This is a genomic window from Streptomyces sp. NPDC039465 (assembly GCF_055639315.1).
The window spans coordinates 403,379-427,820 of record NZ_JBVKAP010000001.1; the positions used below are offsets into that span (position 1 = coordinate 403,379).

At 71.0% G+C, this 24,442-nt stretch carries 21 protein-coding genes; 10 read left to right on the forward strand and 11 right to left on the reverse strand.

Annotation, left to right across the window (positions count from 1 at the left end):
• Positions 1–62: 62 nt before the first annotated feature.
• Genes ACZ7LT_RS01900 through ctaC form a run of 3 tightly spaced genes read right to left on the reverse strand, consistent with a single transcriptional unit; the run spans position 63 to position 3,150 of the window.
• Positions 63–461, reverse strand: coding sequence for a cytochrome c oxidase subunit 4 (locus tag ACZ7LT_RS01900; RefSeq protein ID WP_471232864.1), 399 nt, complete (start codon positions 459–461; stop codon positions 63–65).
• Positions 458–2,194 (reverse strand): aa3-type cytochrome oxidase subunit I, encoded by a 1,737-nt coding sequence (gene ctaD / locus ACZ7LT_RS01905; RefSeq protein WP_471232865.1) that lies wholly within the window; start codon positions 2,192–2,194, stop codon positions 458–460. The genes ACZ7LT_RS01900 and ctaD overlap by 4 nt, the downstream gene beginning before the upstream one ends.
• Positions 2,191–3,150: an aa3-type cytochrome oxidase subunit II gene (ctaC, locus tag ACZ7LT_RS01910; RefSeq protein ID WP_471232867.1), complete on the reverse strand. Its 960-nt coding sequence runs from the start codon at positions 3,148–3,150 to the stop codon at positions 2,191–2,193. The genes ctaD and ctaC overlap by 4 nt, the downstream gene beginning before the upstream one ends.
• Positions 3,151–3,423: 273 nt before the next feature.
• Between ctaC and ACZ7LT_RS01915 the strand changes: the two genes are divergently transcribed.
• Positions 3,424–4,803 carry an aminotransferase class V-fold PLP-dependent enzyme gene (locus ACZ7LT_RS01915; protein WP_471232869.1) on the forward strand — a complete coding sequence of 460 codons (1,380 nt, stop codon included), beginning with the start codon at positions 3,424–3,426 and terminating at the stop codon, positions 4,801–4,803.
• Between the two features lie 8 nt (positions 4,804–4,811).
• On the opposite strand, the gene ACZ7LT_RS01920 is transcribed toward ACZ7LT_RS01915, so the two are convergent.
• Positions 4,812–5,786, reverse strand: coding sequence for a carbohydrate kinase family protein (locus tag ACZ7LT_RS01920; protein WP_471232871.1), 975 nt, complete (start codon positions 5,784–5,786; stop codon positions 4,812–4,814).
• A 132-nt stretch (positions 5,787–5,918) separates the two neighbouring features.
• Here ACZ7LT_RS01920 and ACZ7LT_RS01925 point away from each other — a divergent pair, with 132 nt between their 5' ends.
• Positions 5,919–6,125: a hypothetical protein gene (locus ACZ7LT_RS01925; RefSeq protein ID WP_471232873.1), complete on the forward strand. Its 207-nt coding sequence runs from the start codon at positions 5,919–5,921 to the stop codon at positions 6,123–6,125.
• 106 nt (positions 6,126–6,231) lie between these two features.
• Positions 6,232–7,743 (forward strand): hypothetical protein, encoded by a 1,512-nt coding sequence (locus ACZ7LT_RS01930; protein ID WP_471232874.1) that lies wholly within the window; start codon positions 6,232–6,234, stop codon positions 7,741–7,743.
• 86 nt (positions 7,744–7,829) lie between these two features.
• Here ACZ7LT_RS01930 and ACZ7LT_RS01935 read toward each other — a convergent pair whose 3' ends face one another.
• Complete coding sequence (locus tag ACZ7LT_RS01935; RefSeq protein WP_018848827.1) at positions 7,830–8,186, reverse strand: HesB/IscA family protein; 357 nt, start codon at positions 8,184–8,186, stop codon at positions 7,830–7,832.
• Between the two features lie 263 nt (positions 8,187–8,449).
• Here ACZ7LT_RS01935 and nadA point away from each other — a divergent pair, with 263 nt between their 5' ends.
• Positions 8,450–9,637 (forward strand): quinolinate synthase NadA, encoded by a 1,188-nt coding sequence (nadA, locus tag ACZ7LT_RS01940; protein WP_471232876.1) that lies wholly within the window; start codon positions 8,450–8,452, stop codon positions 9,635–9,637.
• A 117-nt stretch (positions 9,638–9,754) separates the two neighbouring features.
• Here the strand turns inward: nadA and ACZ7LT_RS01945 are convergent, their stop codons facing one another.
• The 5 genes from ACZ7LT_RS01945 to ACZ7LT_RS01965 form a co-directional block, all read right to left on the reverse strand.
• Positions 9,755–12,877, reverse strand: a complete 3,123-nt coding sequence (locus tag ACZ7LT_RS01945) for an efflux RND transporter permease subunit (RefSeq protein ID WP_471232878.1) — start codon at positions 12,875–12,877, stop codon at positions 9,755–9,757.
• Between the two features lie 148 nt (positions 12,878–13,025).
• Positions 13,026–13,712 carry a response regulator gene (locus ACZ7LT_RS01950; RefSeq protein ID WP_471232880.1) on the reverse strand — a complete coding sequence of 229 codons (687 nt, stop codon included), beginning with the start codon at positions 13,710–13,712 and terminating at the stop codon, positions 13,026–13,028.
• A complete protein-coding gene (locus ACZ7LT_RS01955; RefSeq protein WP_471232881.1) occupies positions 13,709–14,947 on the reverse strand; it encodes a sensor histidine kinase in 1,239 nt (412 codons plus the stop codon). Before ACZ7LT_RS01955 ends, ACZ7LT_RS01950 begins: the two co-directional genes overlap by 4 nt.
• A 123-nt stretch (positions 14,948–15,070) precedes the next feature.
• Positions 15,071–15,352, reverse strand: a complete 282-nt coding sequence (gene pspAA / locus ACZ7LT_RS01960) for a PspA-associated protein PspAA (protein WP_471232883.1) — start codon at positions 15,350–15,352, stop codon at positions 15,071–15,073.
• A 49-nt stretch (positions 15,353–15,401) separates the two neighbouring features.
• Positions 15,402–16,202, reverse strand: a complete 801-nt coding sequence (locus ACZ7LT_RS01965) for a PspA/IM30 family protein (protein WP_471232884.1) — start codon at positions 16,200–16,202, stop codon at positions 15,402–15,404.
• Between the two features lie 307 nt (positions 16,203–16,509).
• On the opposite strand from ACZ7LT_RS01965, the gene ACZ7LT_RS01970 reads away from it, so the two are divergent.
• The 4 genes from ACZ7LT_RS01970 (at position 16,510) to ACZ7LT_RS01985 (ending at position 21,099) form a co-directional block, all read left to right on the forward strand.
• Positions 16,510–17,106 (forward strand): DUF3043 domain-containing protein, encoded by a 597-nt coding sequence (locus tag ACZ7LT_RS01970; RefSeq protein ID WP_471232886.1) that lies wholly within the window; start codon positions 16,510–16,512, stop codon positions 17,104–17,106.
• Between the two features lie 62 nt (positions 17,107–17,168).
• Complete coding sequence (locus ACZ7LT_RS01975; RefSeq protein ID WP_471234761.1) at positions 17,169–17,903, forward strand: class I SAM-dependent methyltransferase; 735 nt, start codon at positions 17,169–17,171, stop codon at positions 17,901–17,903.
• Positions 17,904–18,195: 292 nt separating this feature from the next.
• A complete protein-coding gene (locus ACZ7LT_RS01980) occupies positions 18,196–19,980 on the forward strand; it encodes an ABC transporter ATP-binding protein (protein ID WP_471232888.1) in 1,785 nt (594 codons plus the stop codon).
• 51 nt (positions 19,981–20,031) lie between these two features.
• The gene (locus ACZ7LT_RS01985) at positions 20,032–21,099 is read left to right on the forward strand and encodes a S1C family serine protease (protein ID WP_471232890.1); all 1,068 of its coding nucleotides are present in this window, start codon (positions 20,032–20,034) and stop codon (positions 21,097–21,099) included.
• Positions 21,100–21,666: 567 nt separating this feature from the next.
• Here ACZ7LT_RS01985 and ACZ7LT_RS01990 read toward each other — a convergent pair.
• The gene (locus ACZ7LT_RS01990) at positions 21,667–21,873 is read right to left on the reverse strand and encodes a hypothetical protein (protein ID WP_471232892.1); all 207 of its coding nucleotides are present in this window, start codon (positions 21,871–21,873) and stop codon (positions 21,667–21,669) included.
• A gap of 118 nt (positions 21,874–21,991) precedes the next feature.
• Between ACZ7LT_RS01990 and ACZ7LT_RS01995 the strand changes: the two genes are divergently transcribed.
• Positions 21,992–23,191 (forward strand): bifunctional adenosylcobinamide kinase/adenosylcobinamide-phosphate guanylyltransferase, encoded by a 1,200-nt coding sequence (locus ACZ7LT_RS01995; RefSeq protein ID WP_471232893.1) that lies wholly within the window; start codon positions 21,992–21,994, stop codon positions 23,189–23,191.
• Positions 23,192–23,270: 79 nt separating this feature from the next.
• Positions 23,271–24,359, forward strand: coding sequence for a nicotinate-nucleotide--dimethylbenzimidazole phosphoribosyltransferase (gene cobT / locus ACZ7LT_RS02000; protein ID WP_471232895.1), 1,089 nt, complete (start codon positions 23,271–23,273; stop codon positions 24,357–24,359).
• The last annotated feature ends 83 nt before the right edge of the window (positions 24,360–24,442 follow it).

Consider the following 24,442-nt stretch of genomic DNA (forward strand, 5'->3'; position numbering starts at 1 on the left):
GCAAACGAAGGACCCGGACACTCCGTCGAGGTATGTCCGGGTCCTTGCGGGTACTGCGCGTGCTACTGGTTCTGATTCTCGCCGCGGTAGAACTCGAAGACCCAGCCGAAGAGGCCGACCAGGATCAGCGGAGCGGAGAAGTACAGGATCCACCAGCCCATGGCGACCGCCAGGAAGGCGAGGGCGCCACCGATGGCCAGCGACAGCGGCTGCCAGCTGTGCGGGGCGAAGAAGCCCAGCTCACCGGCCTCGTCCGCGACGTCGGCCTCCTTGTTGTCCTGGGCCATGGCGTCCACTCGCCGGGCCGTGAAGGCCAGGTAGTAGCCGATCATGATGGCCAGGCCGAAGGCCAGGAAGAGCGCCGTCGTACCGGCCGGCTCCTTCGACCACACGCCATAGAGGATGGCCATGGCGAGGATGAAGACGCTCAGCCAGATGAACATCTTGCCCTGGATCTTCACTTGCCGGCCTCCTTGCCACCAGCGATGGCCTTGTCACCATGGCCGTGGTTCTCGAGCTGGTCGAGCGCCGCGATCTCAGGGTGGTGCAGGTCGAACGCCGGGGATTCGGAACGGATCCGCGGCAGGGTGAGGAAGTTGTGCCGCGGCGGCGGGCAGGAGGTCGCCCACTCCAGCGAACGGCCGTAGCCCCAGGGGTCGTCGACCTCGATCTTCTTGCCGTACTTGGCGGTCTTCCAGATGTTGTAGAAGAACGGCAGGATCGACAGACCGAGCAGGAACGACGCGATGGTCGAGATGGTGTTCAGCGCGGTGAAGCCGTCGGCCGCGAGGTAGTCCGCGTAACGACGCGGCATGCCCTCGGCACCCAGCCAGTGCTGCACCAGGAACGTGCCATGGAAGCCGATGAACAGCGTCCAGAAGGTGATCTTGCCGAGCCGCTCGTCCAGCATCTTGCCGGTGAACTTCGGCCACCAGAAGTGGAAGCCGGAGAACATTGCGAAGACCACGGTGCCGAAGACGACGTAGTGGAAGTGCGCGACGACGAAGTACGAGTCGGAGACGTGGAAGTCCATCGGCGGCGAGGCCAGGATGACGCCGGTCAGACCACCGAAGGTGAAGGTGATCAGGAAGCCGACGGCCCAGAGCATCGGTGTCTCGAAGGACAGTGAGCCCTTCCACATCGTGCCGATCCAGTTGAAGAACTTCACGCCTGTTGGTACGGCGATCAAGAACGTCATGAAGGCGAAGAATGGCAGGAGCACACCGCCTGTGACGTACATGTGGTGGGCCCACACCGTCACGGACAGACCGGCGATCGCGATGGTCGCGGCCACCAGACCGATGTAGCCGAACATCGGCTTACGGCTGAAGACCGGGATGACCTCGGAAATGATGCCGAAGAACGGCAGCGCGATGATGTACACCTCGGGGTGGCCGAAGAACCAGAAGAGGTGCTGCCACAGCAGCGCTCCACCGTTGGCCGCGTCGAAGATGTGCGCACCGAACTTGCGGTCCGCCTCCAGGGCGAACAGCGCGGCCGCGAGGACCGGGAACGCGATGAGGACCAGGACACCGGTCAGCAGCACGTTCCAGGTGAAGATCGGCATACGGAACATCGTCATGCCCGGAGCGCGCATGCAGATGATCGTGGTGATGAAGTTGACCGAGCCGAGAATCGTGCCGAAGCCGGAGAAGGCCAGACCCATGATCCACATGTCGGCGCCGACACCCGGCGAGCGGACGGCGTCCGACAGCGGGGAGTAGGCGAACCAGCCGAAGTCGGCCGCACCCTGGGGGGTGAGGAAGCCGGCCACCGCGATGATCGAGCCGAAGAGGTACAGCCAGTACGCGAACATGTTCAGCCGCGGGAACGCCACGTCGGGCGCGCCGATCTGCAGCGGCATGATCCAGTTCGCGAAGCCCGCGAACAGCGGCGTCGCGAACATCAGCAGCATGATCGTGCCGTGCATCGTGAACGCCTGGTTGAACTGCTCGTTCGACATGATCTGCGTACCCGGACGGGCCAGCTCGGCGCGCATGAAGAGCGCCATCAGGCCGCCGATGCAGAAGAACGCGAACGACGTGACCAGGTAGAGCGTGCCGATCGTCTTGTGGTCGGTGGTGGTCAGCCACTTCACCACGACATTGCCGGGCTGCTTGCGCCGTACCGGCAGCTCGTTCTCGTAAGAATCGTCAGCCGCGGCGGCACCCTGGGATTCGTTGAGGATGCTCACAGTTGGTTCTTCTCCGCATTCCTGGCCGGGTCCGTCTGCTCAATGCCCGACGGGATGTAGCCGGTCTGCCCCTTCTCGGCCAGCTCCTTCAGGTGCTGCTGGTAGCGCTCCGGGGAGACCACCTTGACGTTGAAGAGCATCCGGGAGTGGTCGACACCACAGAGCTCGGCGCACTTGCCCATGAAGGTGCCCTCCTGGTTGGGAGTCACCTCGAAGACGTTGGTGTGGCCGGGGATGACGTCCTGCTTGAACAGGAAGGGGACCACCCAGAAGGAGTGGATCACGTCACGCGAGGTCAGGACGAACCGGACCTTCTCGCCCTTCGGCAGCCACAGGGTCGGACCCGGGTTGCCGTTCTGCGGGTTCCGGTCACCGGGGATGCCCGCGTCGTAGACGCCGCCGGCGTTCTCCGGGAAAGCCTTGGTGTACTTGTCCGGAATGGCCTTGAGGTTCTTGTCCGTCTTCGCGTCGCCCGTGGAACCGGGGACGTTCTCGACGTAGTTGAAGCCCCAGCTCCACTGGTAGCCGACCACGTTGATGGTGTGGGCGGGCTTGTCCGAGAGAGCAAGAAGCTTGGACTCGTCACGCGCGGTGAAGTAGAAGAGCACCGAGACGATGATGAGCGGGGTCACCGTGTACAGCGCCTCGATGGGCATGTTGTACCGGGTCTGCGAGGGAACCTCGACCTTGGTCCGGCTGCGCCGGTGGAAGATGACCGCCCAGAGGATCAGGCCCCAGACCAGCACGCCCGTGGCGAGCGCAGCCGCCCACGAGCCCTGCCAGAGGGAGAGGATCCGCGGAGCCTCTTCCGTTACCGGGGTGGGCATTCCAAGGCGGGGGAAGTCCTTGTATGTGCAACCGGTGGCGGTCGCCAGGATCAGGCCCGCAGTCAGCACCTGCGGCAGCTTCCGCCGCATCGGGCGCCGCGACGAGCGGTCGGAGCCGTTGGGACTCACGTAGCGCCTTCCCGAGAGTCTCGCCCGCGCTGGTCGGCTACGGCCGTCTCGCTGGTCGGTCGCCGCCCTGACCGCGGGCAGGGGTTTGGATGTTTATGCGGACCAAACCCTACTGGACGCTATTTGGGGTCGCGCGGGGAGGGTGCCCAACGCGCCGTCCGACTCCCCGAAGGGGTGGACTCCATCCTTCCGGGGGGTGTGCGCCGGGGGCCGATCGGCCCCCTCGGGCGCCCATCTGACGGGCCCTTGGGCGCGGGCGACTAGCGTGGTCGGGTGCCCTATTTCGATGCTGCTTCCGCCGCCCCGCTGCACCCCGTCGCCCGCCAGGCCCTGCAGGCCTCGCTGGACGAGGGCTGGGCGGATCCCGCCCGGCTCTACCGCGAGGGGCGGCGTGCCCGGCTGCTGCTGGACGCCGCCCGGGAGGCCGCGGCCGACGCGGTGGGCTGCCGCCCGGACGAGCTCGTGTTCACTCCTTCGGGGACGCGCGCGGTTCACTCCGGGATCTCCGGGGCGCTCGCCGGGCGCCGGCGGGTGGGCGGGCATCTCGTCGTCTCGGCCGTGGAGCACTCCTCCGTCCTGCACGCGGCGGCGGCCCACGAGGCGGCCGGCGGGAGTGTGACCGAGGTCCCGGTGGACCGGCGGGGGGCGGTGGATCCAGCGGCGTACGCGTCCGCCCTGCGCGAGGACACGGCGCTGGCCTGCCTCCAGTCGGCCAACCACGAGGTGGGCACCGTGCAGCCGGTGGCGGAGGTCGCCGAGGCCTGCCGGGCCGTCGGCGTGCCGCTGCTGGTGGACGCGGCACAGTCGCTGGCCTGGGGCCCGGTCGAGGGCGCTTGGTCACTGCTCGCGGCGAGTGCCCATAAATGGGGTGGTCCGGCCGGGGTGGGTCTGCTCGCCGTACGCAAGGGACAGCGGTTCGCCGCGCAAGGCCCGGCGGACGAGCGGGAGTCGGGGCGGTCGCCCGGCTTCGAGAACATCCCGGCGATCGTGGCGGCGGCCGCGTCGCTGCGGGCGGTACGGACCGAGGCTGCGGCCGAGGCGGCGCGGCTGCGGGCGCTGGTGGATCTGATCCGGGCCCGGGTGCCGGAGCTGGTGCCGGACGTGGAGGTGGTCGGCGATCCGGTGACGCGCCTGCCGCACGTGGTGACCTTCTCCTGTCTCTATGTCGACGGGGAGACGGTCCTGCACGAGCTGGACCGGGCCGGGTTCTCGGTGTCGTCCGGGTCGTCGTGCACGAGCTCCACCCTCACCCCGAGCCATGTGCTGCGGGCGATGGGGGTGCTGTCCGAGGGCAATGTGCGGGTGTCCCTGCCGCTCGGCACGACCGCCGAGGACGTGGATCTCTTCCTGGAGGTGCTGCCGGGGGTGGTGGGGGGCGTACGGGAGCGGCTGGGCGCGCCGGTGGCCGAGGTCACGCGGCCGGCCGGGGACGCCGTGGTGGTGGACGCGCTGGGGAAGCGGTGTCCGATCCCGGTGATCGAGCTGGCGAAGGTGATCGGGGACGTGCCGGTGGGCGGGACGGTGACGGTCCTCGCGGACGACGAGGCGGCTCGGCTGGACATTCCGGCGTGGTGCGAGATGCGGGGGCAGGAGTACGTGGGTGAGGAGCCGGCGGACCGTGGTTCGGCGTACGTGGTCCGCCGGCTCTCCTAGCCCGGTGGCTACGGGAGGTGCTTCTGGACCTCGGCGGCGGCTTCGTCGCCGTACGCCTTGGTGAAGCGCTCCATGAAGTGGGCCCGGCGCAGGGTGTACTCCTGGGTGCCGAGTGTCTCGATCACGAGGGTGGCGAGCATGCAGCCGACCTGCGCGGCGCGCTCCAGGTCGACGCCCCAGGCAAGGCCGGTGAGGAAGCCGGCGCGGAAGGCGTCGCCGACACCGGTCGGGTCGACCTTGGCGGTCTCCTCGGGGACACCGACGAAGATCGGCTCCTCGCCGGACCGGTCGATCCGCACGCCGCGCGAGCCGAGCGTGGTGACGCGGGTGCCGACCTTGGCGAGGATCTCCTCGTCGCTCCAGCCGCACTTGGACTCGATGAGGCCCTTCTCGTACTCGTTGGAGAAGAGGTACGTGGCCCCGTCCATGAGCGTGCGGATCTCCTCGCCCTCCATCCGCGCGATCTGCTGCGAGAAGTCGGCGGCGAAGGGGATGGAGCGGGTGCGGCACTCCTCGGTGTGGCGGAGCATCGCCTCGGGGTCGTCGGCGCCGATGAGGACCAGGTCGAGGCCGCCGACCCGGTCGGCGACGGCCTTGAGCTCGATCTGCCGGGCCTCGCTCATGGCGCCGGTGTAGAAGGAGCCGATCTGGTTGTGGTCGGCGTCGGTGGTGCACACGAAGCGCGCGGTGTGCAGCACCTCGGAGATCCGGACGGACTCGGTGTCGACGCCGTGCCGGTCGAGCCAGGCGCGGTACTCGTCGAAGTCGTAGCCGGCAGCGCCGACCAGGATCGGCCTGCTGCCCAGCTGTCCCATGCCGAAGCAGATGTTCGGACCGACACCGCCCCGTCGGACGTCGAGGTTGTCGACGAGGAAGGAGAGGGAGACCGTGTGGAGCTGATCGGCGACGAGCTGGTCGGCGAACCGTCCGGGGAAGGTCATGAGGTGGTCGGTGGCGATGGAGCCGGTGACTGCGATACGCATCGGCGAGGACGCTCCTGTGGAGGGGTGGCGTTGACAGTTAACGCTACCCGCTCGGGGTACCTCGACTGAAGGGCGGAAACTACCCCACAGTAGGCCTTTTTTGATCGGGTCGGGCGTGCGTACGGTGCCGCTATGGCGAAGTACACCGTTCCACATGAGCAGCAGGAGCCCGAGATCAGCCTCGCCCAGCTGCGCGGGGACAGCGCCCGGATGGCCCCGCACTGGGTCGTACCGGCGGCGGATGCGCCCGTTCCGGTGCCGCCGTCGCTGATCCACGGGGTCGTCGTCACGGACGCCTCGGCGCGGCTGATCGAGGCGACCTCCGAGTACGGCGGGTAGGTCCGCACACAGCGCAGGGAACCGGCCGCTGTTCCGCTCCGTCCCATCGGTGTCTCCCGTCCCCGGGACACATCCCCCGGGATACGGCATATGAAGGAGCGATGCGGTGAGCGGTTCGGAGCCCACGCAGGCCACACCGGACACCCCGGACACATCCCGGCGGCGCTGGTCGCCGCTGGTCGTCGGCTCGGTGGCGGCAGCGGTGCTGCTCGCCGGCGGGGGCGGGGTGTATGTCACGACGGCCGGGTCCGGAGGTGGTGCGGACGACCGGTCCGCACCGGCGGCGGAGGGACCTCCCCCGCCCCTGCGGCTCGATTCCCTGAGCGGCGGCGGTCCGGGGATCGCGCCCGGCGAGCCGGATCCGTCGGGCGCCGTCTACAAGGCCCGGGGGAAGCTGCCCGAGGGCCCCGGCGCGGCCCATGTCCACCATGCGCGCGGCGCGGTCACCGAGGACGAGGTGGCGCGGCTGGCGAAGGCGCTGGGGGTGGCGGGGACGCCGAAGCTGGTCGGGTCGGCGTGGAAGATCGCGCCGCCGAAGGACGGTTTCGGGCCGTTGCTCCAGGTCGACGCGGAGGCTCCGGGCACCTGGACGTACTCCCAGTTCGACGGCGGGCCCAAGGGTGACAACTGTCTCAAGGGCAAGCCGTGCCCCGGCGGCGCGGGTGGGGCCGCGTCGGGCGCGAGCGGCACCCCGGTGGGCGAGGAGGCCGCGAAGAAGGCGGCGGCTCCGGTGCTGGCCGCGGTCGGGCAGGCGGACGCGGCCCAGGACGCGGCGCAGGTCATGGGGTCGGTACGGGTGGTCAACGCCGCTCCGAAGATCGGCGGGCTGCCGACGTACGGCTGGTCGACCGGGATCCAGGTCGGGTCGGACGGCCGGGTGGTCGGCGGCAGCGGCCAGCTGAAGAAGCCGGAGCAGGGGCACCGCTACCCCGTGGTCGGCGCGGAGAAGGCGCTGGCGGAGCTGAACAAGGCGGCCAAGGGGACCGGGCCGATCGGGATCGGCGGCTGCGCCACCGCTCCCCCGGCGGGGGTCGACGGCGGAGCGCCGGAGGCGAGGCGGGACGGGCAGCCGAGCGGAAATCCGGAGGCTCCCTGCGAGGTCGCGGCCGACCGGGTCGCGCCGCGGCAGATGACGGTCCTCGGGGCGGAGTTCGGGCTGGCGGCGCAGTTTGTGGAGGGCCGGCAGGCGCTCGTGCCGTCGTGGCTCTTCGAGGTGGTGGACGAAGGGGCGAAGGCGCGGCCGTTCACGATCGCGCAGACCGCGGTGGCGCCGGAGCACCTGACGCCGAAGCCCACCCCCAGCCCGACGCCGACCCCGGTGCCGGTCCCGTCCGACGACGCGGCGCCGCCGCGCCAGCTCCAGTCGTACAGCGTGGACGGCACGGGCCGGAAGCTGTCGGTCACGTTCTGGGGCGGGGTGTGCAGTGACTACGCGGCGAGCGCGGCGGAGAGCGGGTCGGGGGTGGCGGTGACGATCACCGAGACGCCGCGGAACCCGGACCGGGCCTGTATCGCGATCGCCGTCGAGGTCACCAAGACGGTGACGCTGATGGAGCCGCTGGGCGACCGGCAGGTCGTGGACGCGGCGAGCGGCGATCTGGTGCCCCGGGCGAGCTGAGAGCCCTGTGAAAGGCGGCGGCCCCGGAGATCCGGGGCCGCCGCCTTCGTGTCGTACGCGCCGTTCAGCCGGGCGTGTGGTGCTGCTTAGCTGAACGAGTCGCCGCAGGCGCAGGAGCCCGTGGCGTTCGGGTTGTCGATCGTGAAGCCCTGCTTCTCGATGGTGTCGACGAAGTCGATCGAGGCACCACCGAGGTACGGGGCGCTCATGCGGTCGGTGACGACCTTGACGCCGTCGAAGTCCTTGACGACATCGCCGTCGAGCGAACGCTCGTCGAAGAAGAGCTGGTAGCGCAGGCCGGAGCAGCCGCCGGGCTGAACGGCGACGCGCAGGGCCAGGTCGTCGCGGCCTTCCTGGTCGAGCAGGGCCTTGACCTTGGCCGCGGCGGCGTCGGACAGGAGGATGCCGTCGCTGACAGTGGTCTTCTCGTCCGATACGGACATCTGCTTCTCTCCCGGGTTGTACGGAGACTGCTTGCCGACCGTTGCAACCGGCAGGGTCCCGGATTCATTCCGGGCCGGAGCGCAAGTCTTTCCCTTCATGCTCGCACACCGGATCGGGAGCGGGCACCGCCTGTGGACAGTCGATGGACGAAGCGGCGACGGGAATTTCGTCACATCGACACTATGGACATCGTCAAAGTGACGTGAAGCAGTTATGATAGATAACGTCAATTCGACGAAAAGTAGTCTGCAGAGAAGAAAGGGTGCGTGACGTGACCACCGCCCAGCCCCTGGATGTCCAGCCGACGCCCCTCGCCCTGCTGCTGCTCGGCCGGGAGGCCGACCCGAAGAGCGAGCGCGGTGTCGAGTGCCCCGGCGACCTGCCGTCGCCGTCCGACCCGGACCTGGTGGAGCGCGCCCGCGCGGCCAAGGAGAAGCTCGGGGACAAGGTCTTCGTGCTGGGACACCACTACCAGCGCGACGAGGTCATCCAGTTCGCGGACGTCACCGGCGACTCGTTCAAGCTGGCCCGGGACGCGGCCGCCAAGCCGGAGGCCGAGTACATCGTCTTCTGCGGTGTGCACTTCATGGCCGAGTCGGCCGACATCCTGACCACGGACGACCAGAAGGTCGTCCTGCCCGACCTGGCCGCCGGCTGCTCGATGGCCGACATGGCCACCGCCGAGCAGGTCGCGGAGTGCTGGGACGTGCTGACGGAGGCCGGGATCGCCGAGCAGGTGGTGCCCGTCTCGTACATGAACTCGTCGGCCGACATCAAGGCCTTCACCGGTAAGCACGGTGGCACGATCTGCACCTCGTCCAACGCGAAGAAGGCCCTGGACTGGGCCTTCGAGCAGGGCGAGAAGGTGCTCTTCCTGCCGGACCAGCACCTGGGCCGCAACACCGCCGTCCGCGACATGGGCATGTCCCTGGACGACTGCGTGGTCTACAACCCGCACAAGCCGAACGGCGGTCTGACCGTCGAGCAGCTGCGGGCCGCGAAGATGATCCTGTGGCGCGGCCACTGCTCGGTGCACGGCCGCTTCTCGCTGGACTCGGTCAACGACGTGCGCGAGCGGATCCCGGGCGTCAACGTGCTGGTGCACCCCGAGTGCAAGCACGAGGTCGTGGCCGCGGCCGACTACGTCGGCTCGACGGAGTACATCATCAAGACCCTGGAGGCGGCGCCGGCCGGGTCGAAGTGGGCGATCGGTACGGAGCTGAACCTGGTCCGGCGTCTGGCGAACCGTTTCGCCGACGAGGGCAAGGAGATCGTCTTCCTCGACAAGACGGTGTGCTTCTGCTCGACGATGAACCGCATCGACCTGCCGCACCTCGTGTGGGCGCTGGAGTCCCTCGCGGAGGGCAACCTCGTCAACCAGATCCAGGTCGACAAGGAGACCGAGAGCTTCGCGAAGCTGGCGCTGGAGCGGATGCTGGCGCTGCCGTAAGGCCCGCTGCCGTAACGCCGGCGCCGTACGTACACGGAAAGGGCGCCCCTCGTGATGAGGGGCGCCCTTTCGGCGTGCGTGGGGCCGGGCTCGTGACGGGCACCGGCCCCACAACGGTCACACCTTCACCGGCTCCTCGGCCGCCGGGGCGGGGACGCCCGCCTTCCTCTCCCGCTTCGCCATCCTCTTCTTCGCGCGGCGCTCCTTGCGGAGCTCCACCATCGCGTAGAGCGTCGGGACCAGCAGCAGCGTCAGCAGCGTCGAGGTGATCAGACCGCCGATCACCACCACCGCCAGCGGCTGGGCGATGAAGCCGCCCTCACCGGTGATACCCAGCGCCATCGGCAGCAGCGCGAAGATCGTCGCCAGGGCCGTCATCAGGATCGGGCGCAGCCGGTGACGGCCGCCCTCGACGACCGCTTCCACGACGCCCAGGCCCTGCGCCCGGTACTGATTGATCAGGTCGATCAGCACGATCGCGTTGGTGACCACGATGCCGATCAGCATCAGCATGCCGATCATCGCCGGCACACCCATCGCCGTACCCGTCACGATCAGCAGACCGATCGCACCGGTCGCCGCGAACGGGATCGACACCAGCAGGATCAGCGGCTGCACCAGCGACTTGAAGGTCGCCACCAGGAGCATGAAGACGATCGCGATCGCCGCCAGCATCGCCAGGCCCAGCTGGAGGAACGCCTCGCTCTGGTCCTCGGAGACACCGCCGATCGACGCCGTCGCGCCCGCCGGCAGGTCCAGCGAGTTGATCTTCGACTGGAGGGCCGCGCTCACCGCGCCCGTGTTGTCACCGGTCGGCTTGGCCGTGATCGTGGCCGCCCGCGCGCCGTCGATCCGGGTCATCGAGACCGGGCCGGGGACCAGCTTGACGTCGGCGATCTGGCCGAGCTTCACCGGGCCGAGGGGAAGGTTCCGCAGCTCGTCCATCGTCTTCGCCGGCTTCGCCGACGTGATGACGACGTCCCGCTCGGTGTCGTCGAGGATCGCCTTGCCCGCCGGCGTACCGCGTACGGCCTGGGCGACCGCCATGCCGAGCGTCGTGTCGTTGAAGCCGGCCTCCGCCGCCTTCGCGTTCGCCTTGACGGAGATCCGGGGCACGGACTGGGACAGGTCGCTCTGGACGTCGGTGACGTCATCCAGCTTCGCCACCTCCGCGCGGACCGCCTCGGACGCCTTCTTCAGCGTCGCGGCGTCGGCCGCCTTCACCACCACGCTCAGGTCCTGGCTGCCGAAGCCGTCGCCCGCCGCGATGGCGGTCTCGCCGATGCCGTCGAGCTTGCCCAGCTCGGCGTCGATGGCATCGCGGGTCTTCTCGTACGAGGCCGCGTCCTCGAGGGTGATCTGGTACGAGGCCTGGTTGGCGCCCGTACCGCCGCCGAAGGCCGCCATGAAGCCGGACGAGCCGACCGTGACCTGGTAGTCCTTGATGCCGTCGACCGAGCCGAGGACCTTCTCGACCTTCTTCGAGGCCGCGTCGGCCCCCTCCAGGCTGGTGCCGGGGGCCAGCTCCTGCTTGATGGACATGACCTCCTGCTCGCCCTGGTCGAAGAAGTTGGTCTTCAGCAGCGGCGCCATGCCGAACGTGCCGATGAGGACGACGACCGCGAGCGCCACGCTGGTGAGCCGGCGCCGGGTGGCGAACCGCAGCACCGGGACGTACATCCGCTGGAGGCGGCTGCGGCTCTCCTTCTCCTCGGCGACCCGGCGGGCCTCCGCCGGGTCCGCGGAGGTGCCCTTGGGCGCGCGCAGGAACCAGTACGACAGGACCGGGACCACCGTCAGGGAGACCAGCAGCGACGCGAGCAGCGCCGCCGTCACGGTCAGGCTGAACGAGCCGAACAGCTCGCCCACCATGCCGCCGACCAGGCCGATCGGCAGGAACACCGCGACCGTGGTGAGGGTCGAGGAGGTGACCGCGCCGGCCACCTCGCGTACGGCGGTGAGGATCGCGGCCTGGCGCTCCTCGCCGTAGCCGAGGTGCCGCTTGATGTTCTCCAGGACCACGATCGAGTCGTCGACGACCCGGCCGATGGCGATGGTGAGCGCGCCGAGCGTGAGCATGTTGAGGGAGAGGTCCCTCGTCCACAGCACGATCAGGGCCAGCACCACCGAGAGCGGGATGGAGACCGCGGTGACCAGGGTGGAGCGCAGCGAGGCGAGGAAGACCAGGATGACCAGGACCGCGAAGACGAGACCGAGCGCGCCCTCCGTGGTCAGGCCGGATATGGACTTGGAGACGGCCGGGCCCTGGTCGGAGACGACGGTCAGCTCCGCGCCTGCGCCGAGGTCCGCCCGCAGCTCGGGCAGCTTGTCCTTGACGGCCTCGGAGATGGCGACGGCGCTGCCGTCGTTGTCCATGGTCGCCATGACGGCGAGGCTGGGCTTGCCGTTGGTGCGGGTGATGGAGACCCGCTGGGACTCCTGCTGCGTGACGGTGGCGACGTCACCGAGCCGGACCGGCTTGCCCTCGCCGCCGGCCGGCGGGGCGATCCGCAGGTCCTGGATCTGCCGGAGCGAGGTGAAGCCGCCGCCGACCTGGACCGTACGGCTCTTGCCGGCCTCCGAGAACGAACCGGCCGGAATGGTCGCGCCGCCCGCCTTCAGGGCCTCCGAGAGCGCCATCGGGGTGAGACCGGCCGCCGCGAGCTTGGCGTCGTCCGGGGTGACGGAGACCTGGAGGTCCTGGACGCCGTCGATGGAGACCTGGCCGACGCCGTCGATGTCCTCCAGGGCGGGGACGACGGTCTTCTCCAGCTGGTCGGCCAGCGCCTGCTGGTCCTTGCCGGAGGATGCGGCGAGGACGACGGTCGGGATGTCGTCCGTCGAACCGGCGACGACCTGCGGGTCGACGGTGTCCGGGAGCTGGACGCGGGCGCGGTTGACAGCCTGCTGGACGTCGGCGACGAGCTGCTTGGTGCCCTCGTCCCCGTAGTCGAAGGTGGCCATGATCACGGCGCTGCCCTCGGACGCCGTGGACGTGATGCCCTTGATGCCGTCGACGGCCTTGAGGGTGTTCTCCAGCGGTTCGACGACCTGCTTCTCGACCACATCGGGGGACGCGCCCTGGTACGGCGCGAGGACCGACACCATCGGGAGCTCGATGGAGGGCAGCAGCTGCTGCTTCAGCTGCGGGATGGCGATCGCCCCGAAGACGATCGCCACGATCGACATCAGCCCTATCAGGGCCCGTTGCGCGAGGCTGAATCTGGACAGCCAGGACATGGGGTCTCTCTTCTGTGGCGTACTCGGGCGGACGGCCGTTCTCCGGCCCGCTTATACGATCTGCCATGCGAAGAGGGGAATCCGTCGGCCCCAGGTCCAGATTCCTTATCCCGCGTATACCGCGTTCGGAGTACTGCGCGGGCCGCGTCTACTCCACCCTCGGACGTACCAGGCCCGATTCGTACGCGATGACGACCAATTGGGCGCGGTCGCGGGCGCCCAGTTTGGCCATCGCCCGGTTCACATGGGTCTTGACCGTGAGCGGGCTGACTTCCAGCCGGTCGGCGATCTCGTCGTTGGAGTGGCCGCCGGCGACCAGCACGAGGACCTCACGCTCCCGGACGGTGAGCGCGGCGAGCCGCTCGGAGTGGGCCCGCGGCTCCTGGTCGAGGTCCGAACCCCCGCTCTGCGCGAGGAACTTGGCGATCAGCCCTTTCGTCGCGACCGGCGACAGCAGCGCCTCGCCGGCGGCGGCGATCCGGATCGCGCTCAGCAGCTCCTCCGGCTCGGCGCCCTTGCCGAGGAAGCCGGAGGCCCCGGCGCGCAGCGACTGCACGACGTACTCGTCGACCTCGAAGGTGGTCAGCATGACCACCCGCACGCCGGACAGATCCGGGTCCGCGCTGATCATGCGGGTCGCGGCGAGGCCGTCCGTGCCGGGCATCCGGATGTCCATGAGGACGACGTCGGCCCGCTCGGAGCGGGCGAGGGCGACGGCCTGGGCGCCGTCCGCGGCCTCCGCCACGACCTTCATGTCCGGCTCGGAATCCACCAACACCTTGAACGCGCTGCGCAGCAGCGCCTGGTCGTCGGCGAGCAGCACCCTGATCGTCATGCGTTCCCCTCCCCATGGGCCGTGACCGGCAGTATCGCCTGCACCCGGAAACCGCCGCCGTAGCGGGGGGCCGCGGTGAGGGCGCCGCCGAGGGCCGTGACGCGCTCGCGCATGCCGATGAGGCCGTGGCCGCCGGAGTTCTCCGTGGCCGGCGGGGGGGCGGCGCCGTTGTCGAGGACGGTGATCTCGACGGTCCTGCCGACCCGTACGACACTCACCTCGGCCTTGGCGCCCTGGCCGGCGTGCTTGCGCACATTGGTCAGGGCCTCCTGGATTATCCGGTACGCGGCGAGGTCGACGGCGGCCGGGAGCTGGGCCTCGTCCGTACGGGCCAGCTCCACGGGGAGTCCGGCGTGCCGGAAGGTGTCGAGGAGTCCGTCGAGGACGGCGAGGCCCGGGGCCGGCTCGGTGGGGGCCTCCGGGTCGCCGGACTGGCGCAACAGGCCGACGGTGGCGCGCAGTTCGTCGAGGGCGGACCGGCTGGCGTCCCGGACGTGGGCGAGGGCCTCCTTCGCCTGGTCGGGGCGTTTGTCCATGACGTGGGCGGCGACCCCGGCCTGGACGTTGACCAGGGCGATGTGGTGGGCGACGACGTCGTGCAGGTCCCGGGCGATCCGCAGCCGCTCCTCGGCGACCCGGCGTCGGGCCTCCTCGTCGCGGGTGCGTTCGGCGCGTTCGGCGCGCTCGCGGATGGCGTCGACGAAGGCGCGACGGCTGCGGACGGCGTCACCCGCGGCGGCGGCCATACCGGTCCAGGCGAAGATGCCCAAGTTCTCCTGGGTGTACCAGGGCGTGTTGCCGAAGATCATCGCTGCGCCGGTGAGCACGGCCATGGTGAGCAGGCCGACGCGCCAGGTGGTGGGGCGGTCGGTCCGGGAGGCGACCGTATAGAGGGCGATGACCGCGCTCATGGCGACCGGCGAGGGCGGGTCGCCGACGATCAGCTCGACGGCGGTGACGGTGCCGGTGAGGACGAGTACGAGGAGCGGCGCCCGGCGCCTGAGGACGAGCGCGGCGGCGCCGAGCCCCATCAGCAGCAGGCTGCGCCCCTCCGGGGTCCGCGCCCCGAAGGTCGGCCCGTGCGGGCCGTGCGGATCGGCGAACGACCCGGCGACCATGCACATGAGCACGCCGAACGCGAGGGCCCCGTCGAAAGCGAGCGGGTGGGCCCGCAGCCAGGCCCGGGCGCGGGTGAGTTTGGGGCCGAGGGGGATGGGGGTGGTCGTGTCCGTCACGACAAGCCACGGTACGGCCCTAGGGCGCGAACGCCGCCGCCCCCGTGTCCACGGGGGACACGGGGGCGGGTGTTGGAGTGCGCGGTGCGCGTCAGGAGGCCGGGATCAGGCCGGGATCAGCTCTCAGTAGGACGGGATCAGGCCCTCGTCGGTGAGCATCGCGCTCACCTCCTCAAGGGTGGCGTCGGGGGCCGGGAGGATCAGGTCGGAGGGGTCGAGGGAGGCGTCCGGGAGCGGCTCTCCCAGCTCCCGTACCTTCTCCAGGAGGGCGTGCAGCGTCCGGCGGAAGCCGTCGTGATCGCCCTTCTGCATCTCCGTGAGCAGCTCGTCGTCGAGCGTGTTCAGTTCGGTGAGGTGGCTGTCGGCCAGCCTCACCTGCCCCTCCCCCATGATCCTTACGATCATGACGCCGTCCTTAGGGCTCGTAGGTGCGTATTACCGCGTACTACCGCTGCTACTGCTTGTCGAACTTCGGGTGCGAGGACTGCTGGGCCTGCGCCTGGTCCTGCGGGGTGGCCGCGCCGCCCTCGATCGCCTGCTGCGGCGCCGGACCGCCGGCCAGCTCCGCCTTCATCCGCTGAAGCTCCAGCTCGACGTCCGTACCACCCGAGAGCCGGTCGAGCTCCGCCTGGATGTCGTCCTTGGCCAGGCCCGACTGGTCGTCGAGCGCGCCGGAGGCCAGCAGCTCGTCGATGGCCCCCGCCCGCGCCTGGAGCTGCGCGGTCTTGTCCTCGGCCCGCTGGATCGCGACGCCGACGTCGCTCATCTCCTCGGAGATGCCGGAGAACGACTCGGCGATCCGGGTCTGGGCCTGCGCCGCCGTGTACGTGGCCTTGATGGTCTCCTTCTTCGTACGGAAGGCGTCGACCTTGGCCTGGAGCCGCTGCGCCGCGAGCGTCAGCTTCTCCTCCTCGCCCTGCAGCGTCTGGTGCTGCACCTCAAGGTCGCTGACCTGCTGCTGCAGCGCGGCCCGCCGGGACAGCGCCTCACGCGCCAGGTCCTCGCGGCCGAGCGCCAGCGCCTTGCGGCCCTGGTCCTCCAGCTTGGCGGACTGGCCCTGGAGCTGGTTCAGCTGCAGTTCCAGGCGCTTGCGGGAGGTCGCCACGTCGGCGACGCCGCGGCGCACCTTCTGGAGCAGCTCCAGCTGCTTCTGGTAGGAGTAATCGAGGGTCTCGCGCGGATCCTCGGCCCGGTCAAGGGCCTTGTTTGCCTTCGCGCGGAAGATCATCCCCATACGCTTCATGACACCGCTCATGGGCTTCGCGCGCCCCCTTCTGACGGACTCGGCTCAAGCACTCCAACAGAACCCACAGTACGGGCCCTGCATCCATTACCGCACTGTTCGAGGGCGGATGCGCTCCTACCCAAGGACGAGTGCGATCGGCTCCCGATCCGGCGCAAGGAGTAGGTGGGCGTCGGGGAAACCGTGCAGGCTCCACGAGGCCGTCCCATTTCCGCCCGGTACGGACACTTGTACGGACGCTATTACGGACGCAGCTCGTTGCCGGATCGTTCCCCACGGGGGTGGGGTCCATGCGCGGCACCCCGTACCCTTGGGTTTTGTGTTCCGTAGCCGTTCGAAGGATGAGAAGGCCCCCACCGAAAAGGTGACGGCGGACCTCTCCAAGCAGCCCCGCGACCCCGAGGCCCCCAAGGGCCGCCCGACCCCGAAGCGGAGTGAGGCCCAGGGCCAACGTCGTCGTGCGTCGTCGGCGCCGCTCGACCGCAAGGAGGCCATGCGCCGCCAGCGCGAGGCCCGCCGGACCGATCTCGCGCGTCAGCGTGAGGCGCTGGCCAGCGGTGACGAGCGTTATCTGCCGGCCCGTGACAAGGGCCCGGTCCGCCGCTTCGTGCGCGACTTCGTCGACTCGCGCTTCTGCATCGCGGAGTTCTTCCTCCCGATGGCCGTCGTGATCCTGGTCCTGTCCATGATCCGCGTCGGTCAGCTGCAGAACATCTCGCTACTGCTCTGGCTCGGTGTGATCGTGATGATCGTCATCGACTCGATCGGTATCTGGATCCGGCTGAAGAAGCAGCTGAACGAGCGCTTCCCGAACGAGCCGAAGCGTGGCGCGGTGGCCTACGGCCTGATGCGTACGCTCCAGATGCGCCGACTGCGTCTACCGAAGCCGCAGGTCAAGCGCGGAGAGCGGCCCTGAGCGCGGACCTGTCCGGCTTCGGGGGCGGAGCGCCCGCGCACTGGTCGGCCGGGTTCGGCGGGCTGCGTGACACCGTCCGCCAGGAGCTCGTGGCCCGTCAGCTCGACGAGCAGATAGCGGGCCGCTACCCGGTGGGTCAGCGCTTGCGGATACTCGACGTCGGCATGGGCGCGGGCACCCAGGCGCTCCGCCTGGCCCGTGCCGGGCACACGGTGACCGGCCTTGAGTCGGACGCCGAGCTGCTGAAGGCGGCCCGTGAGTCGCTGTCGACCGAGCCGGCCGGGATCCGCGAGCGGGTCCGGCTGATCGAGGGGGACGGGCGCGAGACCGGCGTCCACTTCCTGCCCGGCAGCTTCGACGTGGTCCTGTGCCACGGCGTGCTGATGTACGCGCCGGACCCGGACGCGATGCTCGCGGGCCTCGCCCGGATGCTGGCACCCGGTGGCCTGCTCTCCCTGGTCGTACGGAACGCGGAGGCGCTGGCCCTGCGGCCGGGGCTGGCCGGGGACTGGGCGGGCGCCATGGCCGCGTTCGACTCGGACGCGTACACGGACCGTACGGGCCAGAAGGTCCGGGCGGACCGGCTGGACGCGCTCACCTCGACGCTGGCCGGGATCGCGGCGCCGCTGCACGCCTGGTACGGCGTGCGGGTCTTCACCGACGGCGTCCCGAACGACGTGGGCCTGCCGGCGGCCGAGGAGCTGGAACGGCTCCTGGCGGCCGAGGACCGGGCGGGCCGGACGGAACCGTACCGCCGGATCGCGGCGTTGCTGCATCTGTGCGGCGTGCGGGGCTGACGCGGGGCGTTGCCGCGCCTTTGATGTGATCGACCGTCGTGGTCGACCGGCGTGATTGGTCGATACGGGCGGGGCGCTCAGGCTTGTTGGGGGCACTCGGTCCGCGTGACCGGTCGGTCCGGCCCGTAAGAGCGGGCCGCCGGGGGCTTGTTGGGGCACTCGGTCCGCGTGACCGGTCGGTCCGGCCCCGTAAGGGCGGGCCGCCCGGGGCTTGTTGGGGGCCGCTCGGGCCCCCTGAGGTGTCCTCGGCGCGGCAGTCAGGCAGCGTGGCCTCGGCTGCGTCCTGACTGTCGTGACCACGACCACCCCTCAGCCCGCGCGCGGCGAGACCTGGCGCGCCCTCTATCAGCACTTCCGACCGCACCGCTGGACCGTCGCCCTCGGCGCCGTCTTCGCGCTGATCGGCGCCGCGAGCGGACTGGCCCAGCCCCTCGCGGCGAAGGCACTCGTCGAACGGCTCGGCGGCGACCAGTCCATCGCGGGCGTACTCCTCGTCCTCACCGCGCTGGTGGTGGTGGGGACCGCCATCGACGCCCTCGGCGGGTACATCCTGGAACGCACCGCCGAGTCCGTCGTCCTCGCCGCCCGCCGCTCGCTCGTCGGACGGCTGTTGCGGCTGCGGCTCGTGGAGGTCGAGAAGACCCAGCCCGGCGATCTGATGTCCCGGGTCACCTCCGACACCACCCTGCTGCGCGCGGTCACGACCCAGTCGGTGGTCTCCGCCGGGACGGGCGGGCTCGCCTTCGTGGCGACGATCGTGATGATGGGCTTCATGGACCCCGTACTGCTCGGGGTCACCCTCGGTGTGATCGTGCTGATCGGTGGTGCCGTCGGGCTGGTCATGCCGAGGATCGCCCGGGCCACACAGCGCTCCCAGGAGGCCGTCGGGGAGATGTCCACGGTCCTGGAGCGGGTCTTCGGGGCGTTCCGTACGGTCAAGGCGTCGGGCGCCGAGGAGCGCGAGACCAAGGTCGTGGAGGAGGCCGCGCGGGAGGCGTGGCGGCACGGGGTGAAATCGGCCAAGTGGCAGTCGCTGGCGGGGTCTTCGATCGGCCTCGCGGTGCAGGTGTCGTTCCTCGCGGTGCTGGGGATCGGCGGGGCGCGGGTGGCGTCGGGCGCGATATCCGTGGCGTCGCTCATCGCCTTCCTGCTGTTCCTCTTCTATCTGATCGATCCCGTCTCCAAGTTGGTGGAGGCGGCGACACAGTTCCAGGTGGGGTCGGCGGCGATCGCCCGGATCCTGGAGGCCGAGCGGCTGGAGACGGAGGACCTGGGGCACCTGGGGTCCGGGCCCGGCTCCGGGAAAGTGATGGGCTCCGGGCCGGCGACGGTCACCTTCGAGGACGTCGAGTTCCGCTACCGGGACGACCTTCCGCCGGTGCACCACGGCGTCTCCTTCGAGGTGCCGGGCGCGGGCATGACGGCCTTCGTGGGCCCGTCGGGCGCGGGCAAGACGACCGTGTTCGGGCTGCTCGAACGGTTCTACGAGGTGACCGGCGGCCGGGTCCTGATCGACGGCAAGGACGTACGGGACTGGCCGCTGCCCGAACTGCGCGCCGCCATCGGCTATGTGGAGCAGGACGCTCCGGTGCTGTCGGGAACCCTGCGGGAGAACCTGGTCTTCGCGGCGCCGCACGCGACGGAGGAGGACATCCGGGACGTGCTCGTACGGGCCCGGCTGGACGGGGTCGTGGAGCGGCTGCCGGACGGCCTGGAGACGGTCGTGGGACACCGGGGTTCGAAGCTGTCCGGCGGCGAACGGCAGCGGGTGGCCATCGCCCGGGCGCTGCTGCGCAAGCCACGGCTGCTGCTGCTCGACGAGGCGACCTCGCAGCTCGACGCGGTCAACGAGCTGGCGCTGCGGGACGTGGTGGCGGAGGCGGCGCGGGAGACGACCGTGCTGGTGGTGGCGCACCGGCTGTCGACGGTGACGCTGGCCGACCGGATCGTGGTGATGGACGCGGGGCGGGTACGGGCGGTGGGGACGCACCAGGAGCTGGTGGCGGCGGACCCGCTGTACGGGGAGCTGGCGGCGACGCAGTTCCTGGCGGCGGGGGCGGGTACGGGGGCGCCCTGATCGGGGGTCTAATAGGGGCCGCTCGGGGTAGACGAACGTGACACTTCAGACATGAACGTATGTCTCTTCGCCCGTGTCCCCGGCGCCGTGTGCGTGGCTGCCGTGGCCGCCATGGCCGCTCTGGTCGGGGGCTGCTCGGCGGCGCCGTCGTCGGCTCCGTCGGCGAGGGCCACGCAGGCGGCGGCGCCGGCGGTCGACAACGACCTCGAGAGCGACTACATGACGGTGATCAAGAACGTGCTGCCGTCGGTGGTGCAGATCGAGGCGTCCAACAGCCTCGGCTCGGGGATCGTGTACGACGCCCAGGGACATGTCGTCACCAACGCGCATGTGGTGGGCGGGGAGAAGGCCTTCAAGGTCACCGTCGCCACGGGCGAGGCCGCGCTGAGCGCGACGCTGGTGTCCAGCTATCCCGAGCAGGACCTCGCCGTCATCAAGCTGGACAGCGTCCCGGAGGGGCTGAAACCGGCCAGGTTCGGGGACTCCTCGAAGGTGGAGGTCGGCCAGATCGTGCTGGCGATGGGCTCGCCACTGGGCCTGTCGAGCAGCGTCACCCAGGGCATCGTCTCGGCGACCGGACGGACCGTCAGCGAGGGCCGGACGGGCGGCGGTACGGGCGCGACGATCGCCAACATGGTGCAGACGTCGGCGGCGATCAACCCGGGCAACAGCGGGGGTGCGCTGGTCAATCTCGACAGCGAGGTCATCGGCATCCCCACCCTCGCGGCGACCGACCCCGAACTGGGCGGCGGCGCGGCGCCGGGCATCGGCTTCGCGATCCCCGTCTCCATGGTCCGCACGGTCGCCGACCAGATCGTCAAGAGCGGCCGCGTCACCGACTCGGGCCGGGCGGCCCTGAACATCACGGGCCGCACGTTCCTCGACGACGAGTACCGCCCGGCCGGCGTGGCGGTGGTCGAGGCCCCGGCGTCCGGGGCGGCGGCGAAGGCGGGGATCCGGCCGGGCGACGTCATCACGAAGGTGGACGACACGGAGATCACGACGCTGACGTCGCTGGCGGAGGCGTTGGCGGGGAGGGGGCCGGGCGAGAGGGTGACGGTGACGTATGTGAGGAAGGGGGTGACGAGGACGGCGGCGGTGACGCTGGGTGAGATTTAGGGGGCGTGGGGCCTGCCGGGGCCGCCTGGGCACCGCCCCCGTGGGCGCCCGACGCGGTCGGGGTGGGCCGGGACGAAAGGGCGCCGCCCATCGGGGCGTTGTGCCCACCCTCCCCCAGACTCCGTCCGGGGGGACCCCCAGCCCTGCGGGACGATTGCCCACAACGGGGGCCGCCTGCCCGCGGCGCGAAGCTGCCGCGAACCGAAGCCGCCGCTTCTCCAGGCGCGGCGAAGCCGCCGCCTCCCCGGGGTCCGGGCCGCCTGCCCGCGGCGCGAAGCCGCCGCCCCCAGGGGCCCGGGGCCCCGCCCCCGGAGCGCAACCCCCACCCGCCCCCGGCAGGGTTTCGGGAAGGGGCGGGGTGGGGGCAAAACACGCCACCGCGCACCGGTCACACATCCGCGGCGCGAAGCCGCCGCCCCCCTGGGGCCCGGGCCGCCTGCCCGCGGCGCGAAGCTGCCGCCCCCAGGGGCCCGGGCCCCGCCCCCGGAGCGCAACCCCCACCCGCCCCCGGCAGGGTTTCGGGAAGGGGCGGGGTGGGGGAACCACGCCCCCACCCCGCCGTCCGCTCTAGGACTCCGCGTTCAGGGGCATCGGGCCGTAAATCTTCGTCGCGTCCTCGAAGAGGACCACCTGATCCGCCCCGCCCTCCAGCAGCGGCTTCCAGTACTCACCGATCCACGACTCCGCGTCCCCCTGCGTCGTGAATTCGTCCGGCTCCACCGCCGGGGTGACCTCCGTGCCGTCGGACTTCTCGAACCGCCACGTCCATGCCATGTGTCCGCCTCCCGAGTCCCAACCGAACCGAACCGGAACCCGTCACCAGGTGATCGGTTTCCTGCCCGCAGCGTAGCCGGGCGGGCAGCCCGCGCGGGGACGCGGGAGGATCGGGGGCGTGGAACTGACTCTGCTCGGCACCGGCGCACCCGGTGGACTGCCCCGACCCGACTGTCCCTGTGCCGCCTGCGCCGTCGCCCGGGGGGAGCGGGCGCGGGCCGCGACCGCCGTGCTGGTGGACGGGGCGCTGCTGCTCGATCTGACGCCGGGCGCCGCGCTGGCCGCCGCCCGGGCGGGGCAGACGCTCGTCGGCGTACGGCAGGTGCTGCTGACCCATCCGCACGAGGGGCCCGCCCTGGAGCTGCCCGCCGGGCTGCCGACGGCCGGGCGGGTGCCGGACGGGCGGGAGCTGACGCTGATCAGCGGGCACCGGGTGCGGGCGGTGGCGATGGACTCACCCGGCACGGGGTACGAGGTGACCTCGCCGGACGGGGAGCGGCTGCTGTACCTGCCGCCCGGCGGGGCGCCCGCGGGGGTGCTGGAGGACCACCGTACGTACGACATGGTCGTCGCGGACGTCGTCGGGCGGCCGGACGCCCTGGCCCGGCTGCGGGCGAGCGGGGCGATCGGGTCGACCACGGACGTCGTGGCGGTGCATCTGGACCACGACGTGCCGCCGGGGCCCGAGCTGGACCGCCGGCTCGCCGCGGCCGGGGCGCGGGCCGTGCCGGACGGGACGACGCTGGTCGTGGGCGAGTACCACGCGGTGCCCGACGTGCCGCGCCGCACGCTGGTGACGGGCGGGGCGCGGTCGGGGAAGTCGGTGGAGGCCGAGCGGCGCCTGGAGTCGTTCCCGGAGGTCGTGTACGTGGCGACCTCGGGGACCCGGGAGGGCGATCCGGAGTGGGCGGAGCGGGTGAGCCTGCACCGGGACCGGCGCCCGGGGGCCTGGCGGACGCTGGAGACCTGCGACCTGGTGCCCCTCCTCGAAGAGGAGGGGCCGCCGCTGCTGATCGACTGTCTGTCACTGTGGCTGACGGACGCGATGGACCGGGTCGGCGCCTGGGACGACGACACCTGGGCCGACGGCGGCCAGGAGGCGCTGCGGGAGCGGGTGGCGGAGCTGCTGGCCGCGGTGCGGGCGACCTCCCGTACGGTCGTGACGGTGACCAACGAGGCGGGCTCCGGGGTGGTGCCGGCGACCGCGTCCGGGCGGCGGTTCCGGGACGAGCTGGGGCGGCTGAACGCCGCGTTCGCCGACGAGTGCGAGCACGTCCTGCTGGTGGTCGCGGGACAGGCCCTGCCGCTGCGCGGCTGACGGCCGCCGGTGCGTCACAGGCTCCCGGTACTGTTCGACGAATGACCTGGCTGCTGTTGACGTCTCAAGGCGGAACCCTGTGAACCTGGACGACTTCTCCGACCTGATCGAACGCCCCGACAACGGGATGCGCCGCGACGCCGAGGAGCGCCGCGAGCGGCTCGCCGTGGCCCCCGGCGCGCTGGGCCGGCTGGACGAACTGGGCGAATGGCTCTCGGCCGCGCAGGCCTCCGTGCCGGTCAAGGCGATCGAACAGCCGCGTGTGGTGCTGTTCGCGGGCGACCACGGGGTGGCGCAGCTGGGGGTGTCGGGCCGCCCGGCGGGAACGTCGCACGAGCTCGTGCGGTCCGTCCTCGACGGTGCGAGCCCGGTCGCCGTCCTGGCGCGGCGGATGAACGTACCGGTGCGGATCGTGGACGCCGGCCTGGACTGCGACCCGGAGCTGCTGCCCGACGAGGTCGTACGGCACCGGGTGCGGCGCGGCAGCGGCCGGATCGACGTCGAGGACGCCCTGAGCGCCGAGGAGGCGGAGGCGGCCGTACGGCTGGGGATGGCGATCGCCGACGAGGAGGCCGACTCGGGCACCGATCTGGTCGTCCTGGGTGATCTGAGCGTGGGTGGCACGACGCCCGCCTCGACGCTGATCGCGGCGCTGTGCGGGACCGACGCCTCGGTGGTGACCGGGCGGGGCGGCGCCGGGATCGACGATCTGGCGTGGATGCGCAAGTGCGCGGCGATCCGGGACGCGCTGCGGCGGGCCCGGCCGGTCCTGGGTGACCAGCTGGCGCTGCTTGCGACGGTGGGCGGCGCCGATCTGGCGGCGACGACCGGGTTCCTGCTGCAGAGCGCGGTGCGCCGGATGCCGGTGATCCTGGACGGTGTGGTCTCCGCGGCGTGCGCGCTGGTGGCGCAGCGGGCCGCGTTCCGGGCGCCGGACTGGTGGCTGGCCGGTCAGCTGACGGGCGAGCCGGCGCAGGCGAAGGCCTTGGACCGGATGGCACTCAACCCTCTGCTCTCCCACAGCGTCACTGTGGGAGAAGGAACCGGGGCATTGCTCGCGCTTCCGCTCGTCCAGGCCTCCGCCGCGCTCGCCGCAGAGCTGCCGGAGGCCGCCCCGGACCTGACCCGTCCGGAGGCCGCGCCGGACGGTGCGGACGCGCGGGCGTAGTCGAGTTCGGAGTTCGGACCGGAGGGCCGGTCCGGTCGCCGCCGCACAGCGGCATGGGCCGGACCGGCGCCCGTCATGACCCG

Coding starts and splice junctions, on each gene's coding strand:
- ACZ7LT_RS01920 (WP_471232871.1), bottom strand. CDS start 5,786: ATGCGTATCGCAGTCACCGGCTCCATCGCCACCGACCACCTCATGACC.
- ACZ7LT_RS01925 (WP_471232873.1), top strand. CDS start 5,919: ATGGCGAAGTACACCGTTCCACATGAGCAGCAGGAGCCCGAGATCAGC.
- ACZ7LT_RS01935 (WP_018848827.1), bottom strand. CDS start 8,186: ATGTCCGTATCGGACGAGAAGACCACTGTCAGCGACGGCATCCTCCTG.
- ACZ7LT_RS01945 (WP_471232878.1), bottom strand. CDS start 12,877: ATGTCCTGGCTGTCCAGATTCAGCCTCGCGCAACGGGCCCTGATAGGG.
- ACZ7LT_RS01950 (WP_471232880.1), bottom strand. CDS start 13,712: ATGACGATCAGGGTGCTGCTCGCCGACGACCAGGCGCTGCTGCGCAGC.
- pspAA (WP_471232883.1), bottom strand. CDS start 15,352: ATGATCGTAAGGATCATGGGGGAGGGGCAGGTGAGGCTGGCCGACAGC.
- ACZ7LT_RS01965 (WP_471232884.1), bottom strand. CDS start 16,202: ATGAGCGGTGTCATGAAGCGTATGGGGATGATCTTCCGCGCGAAGGCA.
- ACZ7LT_RS01985 (WP_471232890.1), top strand. CDS start 20,032: ATGAACGTATGTCTCTTCGCCCGTGTCCCCGGCGCCGTGTGCGTGGCT.
- ACZ7LT_RS01990 (WP_471232892.1), bottom strand. CDS start 21,873: ATGGCATGGACGTGGCGGTTCGAGAAGTCCGACGGCACGGAGGTCACC.